At 64.4% G+C, this 14,449-nt stretch carries 13 protein-coding genes; 8 read left to right on the top strand and 5 right to left on the bottom strand.

Going from position 1 to position 14,449, the window contains the following annotated elements; all coding sequences use genetic code 11:
- The first annotated feature begins 10 nt into the window (after positions 1-10).
- From JHD73_RS02185 to JHD73_RS02160, 6 genes are all read left to right on the top strand, one after another.
- Positions 11-343, top strand: a complete 333-nt coding sequence (locus JHD73_RS02185; RefSeq protein ID WP_199027274.1) for a (2Fe-2S)-binding protein — start codon at positions 11-13, stop codon at positions 341-343.
- A gap of 2 nt (positions 344-345) precedes the next feature.
- Positions 346-1,770, top strand: coding sequence for an NAD(P)/FAD-dependent oxidoreductase (locus JHD73_RS02180; RefSeq protein ID WP_199027366.1), 1,425 nt, complete (start codon positions 346-348; stop codon positions 1,768-1,770).
- The gene (locus tag JHD73_RS02175; protein ID WP_199027272.1) at positions 1,763-2,896 is read left to right on the top strand and encodes an FAD-binding oxidoreductase; all 1,134 of its coding nucleotides are present in this window, start codon (positions 1,763-1,765) and stop codon (positions 2,894-2,896) included. The genes JHD73_RS02180 and JHD73_RS02175 overlap by 8 nt, the downstream gene beginning before the upstream one ends.
- Positions 2,897-2,931: 35 nt before the next feature.
- Complete coding sequence (locus JHD73_RS02170) at positions 2,932-3,996, top strand: ABC transporter substrate-binding protein (protein ID WP_104656479.1); 1,065 nt, start codon at positions 2,932-2,934, stop codon at positions 3,994-3,996.
- 57 nt (positions 3,997-4,053) lie between these two features.
- The gene (locus JHD73_RS02165; protein ID WP_199027270.1) at positions 4,054-5,586 is read left to right on the top strand and encodes an aldehyde dehydrogenase family protein; all 1,533 of its coding nucleotides are present in this window, start codon (positions 4,054-4,056) and stop codon (positions 5,584-5,586) included.
- A 252-nt stretch (positions 5,587-5,838) separates the two neighbouring features.
- A complete protein-coding gene (locus JHD73_RS02160; RefSeq protein ID WP_199027268.1) occupies positions 5,839-6,756 on the top strand; it encodes a LysR family transcriptional regulator in 918 nt (305 codons plus the stop codon).
- A gap of 10 nt (positions 6,757-6,766) precedes the next feature.
- Here JHD73_RS02160 and JHD73_RS02155 read toward each other — a convergent pair whose 3' ends face one another.
- Together JHD73_RS02155 and JHD73_RS02150 are read right to left on the bottom strand one after the other, a co-directional pair.
- Positions 6,767-7,675 (bottom strand): alpha/beta fold hydrolase, encoded by a 909-nt coding sequence (locus tag JHD73_RS02155; protein ID WP_199027266.1) that lies wholly within the window; start codon positions 7,673-7,675, stop codon positions 6,767-6,769.
- 174 nt (positions 7,676-7,849) lie between these two features.
- Entirely contained in the window at positions 7,850-8,920 is a 1,071-nt protein-coding gene (locus JHD73_RS02150) for a nitronate monooxygenase family protein (protein WP_199027264.1), read from the bottom strand.
- A 148-nt stretch (positions 8,921-9,068) separates the two neighbouring features.
- Between JHD73_RS02150 and JHD73_RS02145 the strand changes: the two genes are divergently transcribed.
- Together JHD73_RS02145 and JHD73_RS02140 are read left to right on the top strand one after the other, a co-directional pair.
- The gene (locus tag JHD73_RS02145) at positions 9,069-9,653 is read left to right on the top strand and encodes an ABATE domain-containing protein (RefSeq protein ID WP_199027262.1); all 585 of its coding nucleotides are present in this window, start codon (positions 9,069-9,071) and stop codon (positions 9,651-9,653) included.
- 119 nt (positions 9,654-9,772) lie between these two features.
- A complete protein-coding gene (locus JHD73_RS02140; RefSeq protein WP_199027253.1) occupies positions 9,773-10,537 on the top strand; it encodes an SDR family NAD(P)-dependent oxidoreductase in 765 nt (254 codons plus the stop codon).
- 319 nt (positions 10,538-10,856) lie between these two features.
- On the opposite strand, the gene JHD73_RS02135 is transcribed toward JHD73_RS02140, so the two are convergent.
- The 3 genes from JHD73_RS02135 to JHD73_RS02125 all read right to left on the bottom strand — a co-directional run.
- A complete protein-coding gene (locus JHD73_RS02135) occupies positions 10,857-12,293 on the bottom strand; it encodes a M20/M25/M40 family metallo-hydrolase (RefSeq protein WP_199027252.1) in 1,437 nt (478 codons plus the stop codon).
- A gap of 127 nt (positions 12,294-12,420) precedes the next feature.
- A complete protein-coding gene (locus tag JHD73_RS02130) occupies positions 12,421-13,968 on the bottom strand; it encodes a methyl-accepting chemotaxis protein (protein ID WP_199027249.1) in 1,548 nt (515 codons plus the stop codon).
- Positions 13,969-14,137: 169 nt separating this feature from the next.
- Positions 14,138-14,449 (bottom strand): GNAT family N-acetyltransferase (locus tag JHD73_RS02125; protein WP_199027247.1); only part of this gene is annotated, 312 nt, incomplete at its 5' end.

Raw genomic sequence — 14,449 nt, 5'->3', positions numbered from 1 at the left:
AGAGACCGCAATGAATGCTCCTGCAAGACCGATAGCAGTTGCGCAACTCCAGCGCCTCAAGGAACGCAACCGCCCCACGGTGGCTTTCGTGCTGGATGGTCAGCCCGCTGAAGCACTGGCCGGCGACACCGTACTGACGGCGGTGCTCACGCAAACACGCCAATTGCGCATCAACGAATTCAGCCAGCAACCGCGTGCCGGCTTCTGTCTGATGGGCGCCTGCCAGGACTGCTGGGTGCGCCTGGCCGATGGCCGATCACTGCGCGCCTGCCAGACCATGATCGAGCCGGGCATGCATATCTGCACGCAGTTGGCCGCCAGCGAGGGAACTGTGCAATGGTGACGATGACTGTGCCCGTTGCGCCCACGTTGCAGCGTCAGAGCCAGCACGATTTGCCGCCCGTCATCATCGGTGCCGGGCCCGCAGGCTTGCGCGCGGCCGAAACCTTGCTGGCGCACGGCCTCAAACCCATCGTGCTGGACGAAGCGCCACGCGCGGGCGGCCAGATCTACCGTCGCCAACCCGATGGCTTTGGCCGCTCTGCTGCGGAGCTGTACGGCACCGAGGCCGCGCGGGCGCAGGCCGTGCATGCAACCTTCGACCGACTCCGCACGCAGATCGACTATCGCCCGCAGACCTTGGTGTGGAATGCACAGCCCGATCTGCTCGACCTGCTGCACGTACCCACGCGCGGCATCAGCAGCCTCGCCTGGCGCGACGTGATCGTGGCCACCGGCGCCACCGATCGCGTACTGCCCATCCCGGGTTGGACGCTGCCGGGGGTCTACACGCTGGGCGGCGCACAGGTCGCGCTCAAGTATCAAGGCTGCGCGATTGGCGATGCCGTGGTGTTTGCCGGCACCGGCCCCCTGCTGTACCTGGTGGCCAGCCAATACGCCAAGGCAGGGGCGAACGTGGTGGCGGTGCTCGACACGGCACCGGCTGCCGCGCGCTACAAGGCCGCGCCGGCCATGCTGGGCCAGCCTGCCGTCATGGCCAAGGGCATGGCGCTGGTCGCCTGGCTCAAGCTGCACGGCATTCCCATGCGCCACGGGGTGCGGTTGCTGCGTGCCGAGGGCGATGCGGCGGTTGAACATTTGGTGTGGCAAGACAGCGCCGGCCGCGAACAGCGCACCGCGTGTTCCGCCGTGGGCATGGGTTACGCCTTGCGCCCCGAAACCCAACTGGCTGATCTGCTGGGCTGCGCGTTCGAGTTCTCCACGCTGCACCGCTGTCATGTGCCCCGCATCGATGCGATGCGGCGCAGCTCGGTGACGGGCGTGTACCTGGCGGGCGATGGCGCCGGCATCATGGGCGCCGATGCCGCCGAGTCCTCAGGCGAGCTGGCGGCGCTCGCGCTACTGCAGGATCGACAGATCTCGATCGATACCGACCGCGTACGCCGCCTGCGTGCGCACCTGCAGAAAATCGAGCGATTCCGCCACGCGCTGGAAACGGCGTTTCCGTTTCCAGACGCGTGGGCTGCGCACGCCAGCGACGATCTGGTCGTATGCCGCTGCGAGAACGTCACCGCTGGCACGCTGCGCCAGACGGCCACCGAGTGTGGAGCACACGAACTGAACCGCCTCAAGGCGCTATGCCGCGTGGGCATGGGCCGTTGCCAAGGCCGTATGTGTGGTGCTGCGGCAGCAGAGATTCTGGCGCACGTACGCTCCGTACCGCTGGCACAGGTGGGCCGCCTGCGCGGTCAGGCGCCAATCAAACCGCTACCGCTGGATGTCACCGCCGGGGAGGACGAGCATGCATGAGCAACTGGCATGCGACGTAGCCATCATCGGTGGCGGCATCATGGGCAGCGCCACTGCCCTGTTCCTGCGCCAGCGTGGGCTGACGGTCGCACTGCTGGAGCGTGACCTGTGCGGCTCGCGCTCCAGCGGCGTCAACTTCGGCGGCGTGCGGCGCCAGGGCCGCGCCGTCGAGCAGTTGCCGCTCGCGCAGCGCTCACACCAGATCTGGGGGCGTCTCACCGAGCTGATCGGCACCGAGGCGGAGTACGAGCGCAGCGGGCACTTCAAGATCGCCCGCTGCGTCGCTGATATGGAATCGCTGGCCGGCTATGCTGAGCGCAGCGCGGGTTTCGGCCTGGGCCTGCAGTTGATCGAGGGCCGCGCCGCGCTGCAAAAATACTTCCCGATGGGGGGCGATCAGATTGTCGGCGGCTCGCTGTGCCCGGAGGACGGGCAGGCCAATCCGCGCCTGCTGTCTCCCGCGTTTGCCCGCGCCGCGCAGGCTGCCGGCGCCGATGTGCGCGAGCATGCGCCGGTGCTGTCGGTCGAGCACAACGGCACACGCTTCGTCGTACACGCGCGGCAGCATGATCAGGACCTGGAGATCAAGGCCCCCGTTCTGGTCAACTGTGCCGGCGCCTGGGCAGCACAGTTTGCTGCGCAGTGGGGCGAGCCGGTACCCATGTTCACCATCCCGCCCACGATGGGCGTGACCGAGCCCTTGCCCTTCTTCCTACCGTGGAGCCTCGGCGTGGAAGGCGGTGGCATCTACTGCCGCCAGGTGCGGCGCGGCAACGTGGTGTTCGGTGGCGGGCGCGGCTACCTGCTGGACGATCAACGCGCACGGTCATCGCACGTGGCGATCCTGCGCCAGTTGCCGCAACTGGCCGCGCTGCTGCCACAGCTCAAGGACGCGCACATCATCCGCACCTGGAGTGGCACGGAAGGCAACCTACCGGATGACCAACCCGTGATCGGCGCCAGCGCCCGTCGCCCTGGTCTGTTCCATGCCTTTGGCTTTGCCGGTGCCGGCTTCCAGCTCGGCCCCGGTGTGGGCGATGTCATGGCCGAGTTGATTGCCGAAGGCCACACCACCACGCCGATCGAGCCCTTTTCCATCCACCGTTTTCTGCCACCCGCCGCTTGATGAAGTTGAAGCACTTGATGCCCCTGGAGACCACCATGCTTGTGAAACACGCACACACGTCAATCACGTCCATCATTGCCGCGGCGGCCGGTGCTGCCCTGCTCGCCGCCGGCGCTGCCCATGCCGAAACCAAGACGCTGTACATCGGCATGAATGGCGGCAACATGGAGCGCACCTACACGCAGTTCGTGTTCCCGCCGTTCGAGAAGGCCAACAACGTCAAGGTGGTCGTCGTGCCCGGCACCTCGACCGACATCCTCGCCAAGGCCCAGGCCACCAAGGGCAAAGCGCAGATGCACGTGATGACGCTGGATGACGGCGTCATGTTCCGCGCGATCGGCATGGGGCTGTGCGAGAAGCTCAAGCCCTCGGCCAACCTGTCAGCCGTGCCCGCCATTGCCCACCTCAAGGGCGATTACGCAGTGGGCCTATCGATGGGCCTGACGGGTCTCGCCTACAGCACCAAGATCTTTGCCGACAAGGGCTGGACCCCGCCCACCTCGTGGGGCGACCTGGCTGACCCGAAATACAAGGGCAAGGTGGTCGTGCAGTCCATGCCGGCATCGTCGTTTGGGCTGGACGCTTTCCTGATGTTCAACCGGCTCAAGGGCGGCACGGAAAAGAACGTCGACCCGGCATTCAAGGCATGGCCCACCACCATCGGCCCGAACGTGATCGAGTACATCCCCAACTCGTCGAAAGTGGTGGAGATGATGCAGGCAGGCGATGCGGCGCTGTTCCCCTACACGCTCACGCAGGTTGAGCTGATGAAGTCCAAGGGCATTCCGATGGAGTTCGTCGCGCCCAAGGAAGGCGCCGTCGTTCTGCTGACTGCGCAGTGCGTGCTGGCCAACAACCCGGATGCCGATCTCGCACAGAAGCTGGCGGACTACCTGATCAGCCCCGAGGCGCAGGCCCTCGCCATGGAAAACGGTTCCTACAACCCAGTCAATCCGAAGGCACCGCTCAAGGGCAAGGCTGCGGAAGAGCAAAACAAGATGAACGGCATTCTCAAGACCGCCGTGGCCTTGGACTGGGACGTCATCAACGCTGAGCGCCCAGAGTGGAGCAAGCGCTGGAACCGCGTGGTCGAGCGTTGATCACCCGGCAAGCGCACACTGATCAGTTGAACACGAAAGAACAGTAAGGATGGATGTATGGCAGATTCCCGCACACGATTGCAAACAGTACTGAACGCCCTGGGCCTGGACTTGAAGGCCTACGAAGGCACGGACTGGACGAGCCGCGCCCCACGTGACGGTTCCGTATTGGCCGGCGTCAAGTCGCACACCGCCGAGCAGGCGCAGACCGCCATCCAGAGCGCACACACGGCGTATCTGACGTGGCGTGCCGTACCCGCTCCGGTGCGCGGTGAGCTGGTGCGCCGCCTGGGCGAGGCGCTTCGCACGCACAAGGCAGCCCTGGGCGAACTCGTATCACTGGAGGCAGGCAAGATCGCCTCCGAAGGCCTGGGCGAAGTGCAGGAGATGATCGACATCTGCGATTTCGCGGTCGGCCTGTCGCGGCAACTGCACGGCCTGACCATCGCCAGCGAGCGGCCCGGGCACCGCATGATGGAGACCTGGCACCCGATGGGCGTGGTGGGCATCATCTCGGCGTTCAACTTCCCGGTGGCGGTGTGGTCGTGGAACGCGGCGCTCGCCCTGGTGTGCGGCAATGCCATCGTCTGGAAACCGTCAGAGAAGACACCGCTGACCGCCATTGCGTGCCAGCACCTGATGCAACAGGTGGTGGATGCGTTCAATCAGGAGAAGCCGGGTGCCATTCCTGCAGGGCTGAGCCAGTTGCTGATCGGCGGGCGCGACGTGGGCGAGGCGCTGGTGGCCAGCCACCTTGTGCCGGTGGTCAGCGCCACGGGCTCGACCCGAATGGGCCGTCAAGTTGGCGTGAAGGTGGCGGAGCGCTTTGGTCGTTCGATTCTGGAGTTGGGCGGCAACAACGCGATGATCGTCACGCCCTCGGCCGATCTGGAACTGGCGGCCCGCGCGATCACCTTTGCCGCCGTGGGCACGGCAGGCCAGCGCTGCACCTCATTGCGCCGCCTGATCGTGCACCGCTCGGTGGCCGACACGCTGCTGGCACGCCTGGAAAAGATCTACCAGAGCATTGCCATTGGCGACCCGCTGGCCGACGGCACGCTGGTTGGCCCGCTGATCGACCAGGCCGCTTTCGATGGCATGCAACAGGCACTGGCACAGGCACGCACCGAAGGTGGCACAGTGCTCGGCGGCGAACGCGTGCGTGAAGAACTCGGTGCCGATGCCTGGTACGTGCGCCCCGCGCTGGTCAAAATGCCCAAGCCGACCGACGTGATGCAAAGCGAGACCTTCGCGCCCATCCTGTACGTGGTGGTGTACGACGGCGACACCGACGAGGCCATCGCGATCCAGAACGGTGTGCCGCAAGGCCTGTCGTCGGCCATCTTCACGGGCAGCCTGACCGATGCCGAGCGCTTCATGTCGTCGGCAGGCAGCGACTGCGGCATTGCCAACGTCAACATCGGCACTTCGGGCGCCGAGATCGGCGGCGCGTTTGGCGGCGAGAAGGAAACCGGCGGCGGCCGTGAGTCCGGCTCGGACGCGTGGAAGGGCTACATGCGCCGCGCCACCAACACCATCAACTACAGCGGCGCGCTGCCGCTGGCGCAGGGCGTCCGGTTCGACGTGTGACGACCAGGCGGCGACGAGGTCGGCTGTCGAACCTCGTCGTCTTCTTGCCGCTCAGCGCAGGGGGACGTGTCTGGAAGCGTTCCATGAAACCGCTGGCATGCTCTCCAGGTGTGGGCGCAAGATCGCGTCTTCAGCCCCATGACGGTGTGGATGGCACCGACAGCGCAGGCAATGCGCCCGCACTCCGGTGACAGGCCGGTCGCAATCGCTTTCCTATGCTTCAATGCAGTTCGACTGCAACACTGCACCCACATGAAGCGCTTCGACGACCTGTACCTTTTCACGCGCGTGGTGGAGGCCGGTGGCTTTTCCGCCGCCGAGCGCGCCACGGGCATCCCCAAGTCACGCCTGAGCCGGCGCATTGCCGAACTGGAAACGCAGCTCGGCACGCGCCTGTTGCAGCGTTCCAGCCATCGCGTATCGGTCACGCCGGTGGGCGATGCGGTGTATCGACATGCACGCGACATGGCTGATGCATCTGCTGCCATCGAGGCACTGGCGGGTGCAGCGCGCAGCGAGCCTGCGGGGGTGTTGCGCGTGGGCACGTCGCCGCTGCTGGCCGAGACCTTGCTCGCCGGCTGGCTGGCCGAGTTTGCCGATGCCCACCCGAAGCTGCGCATCGAACTGGACCTCTCCAACACCTATGTCGACCTGATCGAACAACGCATCGACGTTGCCATTCGCGCGGCCACCGGGCCACTGCCGTCGCGCGACGTGGTGGCACGCCATCTGGCGGTCTCGCCGCGTGTGCTGGTGGGCAGTCCCACGTTGCTTGCCCGCGTGGAAGCGCCAAGCACGCCAGCGGATCTCGACAACCTGCCGTGCCTTGGTCAGGGCACGCTTGCGCGCAGCCGTGACTGGGTTCTGCAGGATACGCGCGGCCATCGGCTGGCACTGCCCATCCGGCCGCGCTTTGCCGCCGACAACATCATCACGTTGCGCGAAGCGGCCATCGCCGGACTGGGCCTTGCCATCTTGCCTCAGCACTGCTGCTATGAGGCGCTTGTTGATGGCCGCTTGCAGACTGTGCTGCCGAGCTGGACGCCTGAGCCGGCCGACCTGCATGCGCTGTACCCATCGCGCGCGGGTGTGCCGCCTTCGGTGAAGGCGCTGGTGGCATTCCTGCGGGAGCGCTTTGCCAAGGAAGCCACCATGCAACCGATCAACTGAGGCCGGCCACTTACCTCACCACCCTGCCGAGGAAGTCGAGCATGCGCGCACCGACTTCCTCGTGGTGCGTCTCCAGCGCAAAGTGCCCGCTGTCGACAAAGTGCACTTCCGCATCCGGCAGATCGCGCTTGAACGCCTCCGCGCCGGGCGGAATGAAGATGGTGTCATTGCGGCCCCACACGGCCAGCAGCGGTGGACGGTGCATGCGGAAGTACGCGTGCAGCGCTGGATACAACGCCACGTTACTTGCGTAGTCCAGGAACAAGTCCATCTGGATGTCGAGCTGGCCCGCGCGGCCCAGGAAGTACTGATCCAGCAGATAGCCATCCGGTGCTACGCGCGTCGGATCGGGCACGCCGTTCAGGTATTGCCATTGCGTCATCTCATCGGAGACCAGCGCGTGCAGCTCCCGGCGATGCGCTTCGTCCGGATTGGCCCAGTAGGCCTTGATTGGCGCCCATGGGCCCTCACCCAGGCCTTCTTCGTAGCCGTTGCCGTTTTGCGTGACGATGGCCGTGATGCGTTCCGGATGTGCCATCGCCAGGCGCCAGCCAGTCGGCGCACCGTAGTCGAACACGTAGATCGCATAGCGCGACAGGCCGATCGCTTGCGTGAAGCCATCCACCACGTGCGCAAGGTTGTCGAAGGTATAGCGGAAACCCTCCGGCACCTGCGTCAAACCAAAGCCCGGCAGATCCGGTGCAACCACGTGATAGCGCTCGGCCAATTGCGGAATCAGGTCTCGGAACATGTGCGAGGCACTCGGGAAGCCGTGCAACAACAGCACGGTGGGCGCATCGGCCGGGCCGGCCTCGCGATAGAACACGTGCACACCCGCAACGTCTGCCGTGCGATGGCGGACGGCGGTGGGGGCATAGGCATCAGCAACGAGAGCGGCCGGGTGGACTGGGGCGTTCATGACAGGGCTCCTGGTGAGATTTTGAGGAACAGCACCGAAGCCAATGTAACCATTGAAATTATATTTTTCAAGTTACATGAAATTTTCCCATTGGTCGCATTCCGATCTGTGATGCAAAACAAAACGGGCACGCCATGTGGCGTGCCCGCACGGGAAATCCTGCAGCAGGAAAACTCAGGTGAGCCGCGCAAGCGCCTGGGTGGCGATGCGGCGTGTGATGACCTCGGCGGAGTCTTCCGTGGCCAGTTGAGCGCCCTGGCCCGACCACAGGTTGATGAAGTCGCCCGAGCCGGTCGGCTCGGTTTTGGCGCGCAGCGGTGCCAACGAGCCACCGGCCGTCGGGAAGGCCGGCGCAAACGCACTCATCGGACCAATCTCACGCATCAACCGGTTAACGATGCCGCGCGCCGGGCGACCAGTGAACAGGTTGGTGAGTGCAGTATCCGCATCCGTCGCTCGCTTGAGTGCGGCGCGATGGATGGCCGACGTCTTCGCCTCGGGCGAGAGCATGTAAGCCGTGCCGATCTGTGCCGCCGACGCCCCCAGGGCAAACGCCGCCACCACGCCCCGCGCATCGCCAATGCCGCCCGCCGCGATCACCGGCACGCGCACCGCATCAACCACCTGTGGCACCAGCGCAAACGTGCCAACCTGCGATTCGATGGCCGTCGTGAGAAACATGCCGCGGTGCCCACCGGCCTCGTTGCCCATGGCGATAATGGCGTCCACACCGCGGGCTTCCAGCCAGCGTGCTTCTTCCACCGTCGTGGCGGCAGCCATGACCTTCGCGCCGGTGGCCTTCACGCGCGCCTGCAGTTCGGGCGCCGGCAGGCCGAAGTGGAAACTCACGACTTCGGGCTGGATCTCTTCAACCAGCGCACAGGTCGCTTCGTCAAACGGTGCACGGTTCACGGCCGGCGCCTGCGTGTTCAGGTCGATGCCGAACTCCGCGTAGTACGGCGCCAGATGCGCACGCCACTTGGCCTCACGCTCCGGGTCAGGCTGCGGCGGCGTGTGGCAAAAGAAATTCAGGTTGATCGGGCCGCGCACGGCCGCACGAAACTGCTCGACCTGCTGACGGATCTGGTCTGCGCTCAGCATCGCGCAGGCGATTGAACCGAGCCCTCCCGCGCGCGACACGGCAATCGCCAGCTCGGCGCCCCCCACGCCAGCCATCGGTCCAAGCACGATCGGCACATCGATTTTGAACAACGCCAGCACGCGGGCATCAGGCCATGCGCTCATGATCTTCTCCAGCAAGGGTCTTGGATGGAGACATGGTAATGCGGCTGCCTTTGTGCGCGATTCCGGTCGCGGAGGCCCATTCCACGATGTAACTGGAATAATTTACATATACGGTTACAATCGCGACATTGAAGCCGAAGCTCATTCTATGCCCCAGCCCGCCGCCGCATCGCCTGACTCACCCATGCTGATCGCCGACCACCCGGTGCTCGACATGCTCAACACCGTCGCCAACGTCGATGGGCAGCGGCACGACTTCTGGCAAACCGATGAGGATGTCTCTGACTGGCTTGTGCGTGCCGGCTGGTTGACGGAACCACTGGCCGGCGGCTACCCGCCCGGCGTGCTGCTTGCCGTGGCGCGGCATCTGCGTGAGGTGATCCGTACGCTGGTGGAGGCGCGCAAGGCCGGTCAGCCTGCCAGCGCGGATGCGCTCAACGTCTTCCTGCGACAGGCACCCAGCCACCCTGTGCTGGTATGGGATGGCGACATCCCACGGGTAGACCGTCTGCGCCCAACCGATTCCGTCGAACAGCGCCTCGCCCCGCTGGCCGAAGCCGCCGCCCACCTGCTGGCGGAAGGCGACTTCCAGCTCGTGCGCATGTGCGAACATCCGGAATGCACGCTGTGGTTCTACGACCGCACCAAGTCGCACAAGCGCCGCTGGTGCAGCATGGCGGTCTGCGGCAACCGGCACAAAGTGGCGGAGTACCGCAAGCGCCAGCAAGGCTGACTCACGCCACCCGGTCGTTCCAACGCTGGAACGCCGCGTCGCCGCCACGCTGGCTGCGCGCGGGTCGGCAGCTTCGTAATCTGTTCTCCCGAAACATTGCCCTCTTTCAGGAGAACACCATGTCGCAAACTCAATCCCCCTCCGCACCGCGCCTGGCCGGCCGCACGGCCATCGTCACCGGCGGTTCGCGCGGTATCGGCGCAGCCGTTGCACGTCGACTGTCCGCCGATGGCGCACGCGTGGCCGTGGTCTATCGCAGCAACAGCAACGAAGCCAATGCGGTAGTCGAGTCCATCCGCAAGACGGGCGCAGAAGCCATCGCAGTACAGGCCGATGTAGCCGATGCAGCCTCCGTCAACACGATGGTCACCACAGTGCGCGAAGCCTTTGGCGCCATCGACATCCTCATCAACAATGCAGGCATCCTGGAGGGCCAGCCGGTGGGCGAGATCGATCAGGCGTCGTTCGATGCGCAGTTCCGCACCAACGCCTTCTCGGTCATCCTTGTCACCCAGGCGGTGCTTCCACACGTGCCGGCACGCGGTGGGCACATCGTGAACGTGTCGTCGAGCCTGGTGTATCGACCGCGGGCGGGGCTGGCGGTGTATGCCGCAAGCAAGGCGGCTGTCGACGGACTCACGCATGCCTTTGCCGTCGAGCTGGGGCCGCGCAACATCACCGTCAACGCGGTGGCACCGGCGCTCACACGCACCGACATGACCGCGCCAATTCCCGACGAAGTGAAAGACCGCATGCGCGAATCGACCCCGCTGGGCCGCCTGGCCGAGCCCGAGGACATTGCAGACGCCATCGCCTTCCTCGCCTCAGACGACGCACGCTGGGTCACCGGCCGCACACTCAAGACGGACGGCGGCTTCATCTAAGCAACGCACTGACGGCCATACCGCAAACACGCGTGCCCAGACGGTTTGGCCGTGCCCTGCCCTATGCGGCGCCTTGAATTTCTGTTGCAAGGAGGAAAAAGGAAGGGGAACTGTCTGAGCGAAGCGAGTTTTCCCCTTCCCCTCCTTGCGACATAAATTCAAGGAGTGGGTCGCCGCATCGGGCGCGCCTTTCTTTGCTTACTTTCTTTGGCAAGACAAAGAAAGTGAGTCGGCCCCGGCAGGGGACGAAACCGCTGCGCACCACCACCGCCAGTAAGCCCCAATCCGCGCCCACAAAACGCAGACGCGGCACCCGCATTTACTCAGCCAGTTGCTTAACCAGGCGATACAGGAACTCCCGCCCGTCATACAACCGCGCGATCTCAATACGCTCATCCAGACCGTGCGTACGCAGGTCAGCCGGCTCAGTGAACAAACCCGACACGCCATACATCGGAATACCAGCATTGCGCATGAAGCGGCTATCGGTAGCGCCCGTGCTCATCGCCGGGATGACCGGCACATTCCACATCTGCTGCGTAAGCGTATCGACCGTCTTCACCAGATCGCCGTTGAGCGGCGACGCCGGGCTCGCGAGCGGCTTGTTGATGTAGCGCACGGCAATCTTGTCGTTACCGATCACCTGTTTGAGCTGACGATCAATGTCGGCCGGATCATCATGCGGCAGGATGCGGCAATTGACGGTTGCCTTGGCCGACTGCGGCAGCGCATTCTCGGCATGCCCGGCGTTGACCATGGTGGCAACACACGTGGTGCGCAACTGCGCGTTGTAGAACGGGATGGCCGACAAGCGATCAATCGCCGCCTGATCCGGCTTGCCCGTACCGACCGAGCGCATGTCGTCCGCCAGCTGCCCCGTGGCCAACGGCGCGCTGCGCGCGAAGTAAGTCTGCGTCACGTCCGCCAGCTTGACGGGAAACTGATACACCCCCAGCCGGTCCAGCGCCGCCGACAGCGCGTACACCGGATTCGTCTTGGTCGGCACCGAGCTGTGGCCGCCCACGTCACGCACCTCCAGTTCGTAGGTGGTGTACATCTTTTCTGCCACCTGAATGCGGTGGAGCACCGGTTTGCCGCCGCGCAACTCGCCACCGCCGCCTTCGTTGATGCCGAATTCGGCCTTCACCAGCTCGGGCTTGTTATTGACGATCCAGTACGCGCCGTTGCTCGGCACATCGCCACGTTCTTCGTCGGTGGTCAGCGCGAGGATGATGTCGCGCGAGGGCTTGAAGCCCTCCTGCTTGAGCTGCCCCAGCACAGAGACAAACGCAGACGCCATCGCCTTGTCGTCAATCGAACCGCGCGCAGTGAAGTAGCCATCGGTCTCCTGCAGCTTGAACGGATCGGTCTTCCAATCCTCACGCTTGGCTTCCACCACGTCGATATGGGCCAGCAGCAGAATCGGCTGCTTCGCACCGGTGCCCTTGTAGCGCAGCACCAGGTTGCCCTTCTTCGGGAAGGGCTCGATCACTTGCATGTCAGAAGCAGCAAAGCCCGCGTCGACCAGGCGCTTTTCCATGGCACGTGCGGCCTTGGTGGTGTCACCCACCGAATGCGTCGTGTTGATCTCGACCAGCTCTTTGTAGATGTCGTGATAGCGCTGCTGCTCGGGCGTGAGCGTGGTGGGCGCAGGCTTGCTGGCGGGGATGGTCTGGGCGATCGCCCCGGCGCTGCATGCCAGTACGGCGGCAGACACAAGGGCACGAACAGAAACACGACGACACTGGAAACGCATGACACCTCCGAATAATCGTTATGAGTGCACCGCATAAAAAAAGCGGGGCCGACCCGAAGGTCGACCCCGCAGTGTAGCGCCGCAGCAGCCAGATTGCTGCCGGGGCAAACCATCGGGAAATGGTGTGTTACATCGCCACGCGGAACACCGCCACCGCACGGCGCAGCTCGTCAGCCTGCTCTTCCAGAGCCTGTGCGGCAGCGGCAGCTTGCTCGACCAATGCAGCGTTCTGCTGCGTCACGTCGTCCATCTGCGTGACGGCTTCGTTGATCTGCTCAATGCCACTGCTCTGCTCGGCCGAGCCCGCACTGATCTCACCCATGATGTCGGTCACGCGCTTCACAGCCACGACGATCTCTTCCATCGTCTTGCCAGCACGTGCCACCAGGTTCGAACCCGAATCCACACGCGTGGCGGAATCCTCGATCAGCGATTTGATTTCCTTGGCAGCACCCGCACTGCGCTGTGCCAGCGTGCGAACTTCACCAGCCACCACGGCAAAGCCGCGGCCTTGTTCACCCGCACGCGCAGCTTCCACTGCAGCGTTCAACGCCAGGATGTTGGTCTGGAACGCGATGCCTTCAATCACCGCGATGATGTCGGTGATCTTGCGCGACGATTCGCTGATCTCGCCCATCGTTGCCACCACGTCCTGTACCACGGCACCGCCCTGCACAGCGATCTCGGACGCACTCACCGCCAACGCGCTGGCCTGACGGGCGTTGTCGGCGTTCTGCTTCACGATGCTGGTTAGCTCTTCCATGCTGGAAGCGGTTTCTTCCAGCGAGCTGGCCTGCTCTTCCGTACGTTGCGACAGGTTGGTGTTGCCGGCGGCAATCTGCTGCGTGGCCGAAGCAATCGACTCGCTGCCACGGCGCACCGTGACCACGGTCTCCTTCAGCTTGCCCTGCATCTGCTGCAGACCTTCCATCAGCACGCCCATCTCGTCACGCGAGTGAATGCGCACCTCGGTCGTCAAATTGCCGGCGGCAATCTCGCGGAAGTGCACCAGCATCTCTTCCAGCGGGCGCGAGATGGCTCGCGAGAGCACGACATAGCAGCCGATTGCCAGCGCCACACCCAGCCCGATCACGATCAGGAATTCCCACACCAACTGGGTGAAGAAGGACTGCGCATCCTTGTACGCCGCAGCCGAGACCTCGGTCTGGATGGCATCGAGGCGTTCCAGCTTGGTCAGGTACGGTGTGGAGAGTTCAAAGAGCTTGTCCAGCACCAGCGGCTTGGCGGCTTCCAGGTCATGACGCTTGAAGGCCTCGAACGTCGGCTCCATGCCTTGCTTCATGAACGCCTCGAGCGCAACCTTCGCCTCGCCGGCGGTGCGCTCTTCTTCAGCCGTGGCGAACGGCAGATCGTTGTAGGCCTTCCAGGCTGCCAAGCCTTCCTTGTAGCGATCCTGGGCGGCGCTCACCAGCGGTGCAATCTTGGCGTCGTCCGTTTCATAGATGGCACGATCGAGTGCGGTGCGTGCCTGCCCCACTCGCGCAATGGCCTGGCTCACCGCCCGCGCCGATGCGAGCTGATTGCCATAGGTTTCCTTGAGCGCTGCATTGGAGCGCAGATTGCCGTACAAACCGAGCGCACCGACGCCCGCCAGGAATACAGCCAGAACAAACAGCACCAGCGCCAGCCGGGCTTTGATGGAGAGCGTCTTCATATCTGCGGTCGATTGCTTGGGGAGAATGCTTTTGTGGGGTGCCGCGGGCTGCACCGACTTCAACCAAGCTAACGACAGATACTCAGCGATCTTTAATCACTGTAAGACGCGGTCACAACATCAGCGCGACGCAAAGCTTTGCACGCGTTCAATGTAATGAAAGCGCAAATCAGAACTGCATCCGGATCATCAATGCATTGGCCAGCGGCACACCGCGCACCATGACGGTCTGGCGTGCCATCACCGCAAACCCGTTGCGGGCAAAGAAGGCTTCGGCGCACAAACTCACGTGGGCCTGCACGCGCGGCTGGCGACGCTGCGCGGCCAGATTAAAAATGTGATTCATCAGGCGCTGCCCCACACCTTGCCGTGCGTGCGCCGCCGCCACGAAGAAGTGGTCGATGTAGCCGTTCACCTGTAGATCGGCATAGCCCACGGGTTGCCCATCGATCTCGGCCACGAAGGGCTCGATACGGCGGAT

The sequence above is a fragment of the Ralstonia sp. ASV6 genome (genome assembly GCF_016429285.1).
GTDB lineage: Bacteria > Pseudomonadota > Gammaproteobacteria > Burkholderiales > Burkholderiaceae > Ralstonia > Ralstonia flaminis.
The sequence above is the reverse complement of the archived record's forward strand: the minus strand, read 5'-3'. Positions and strand labels throughout refer to the sequence as shown.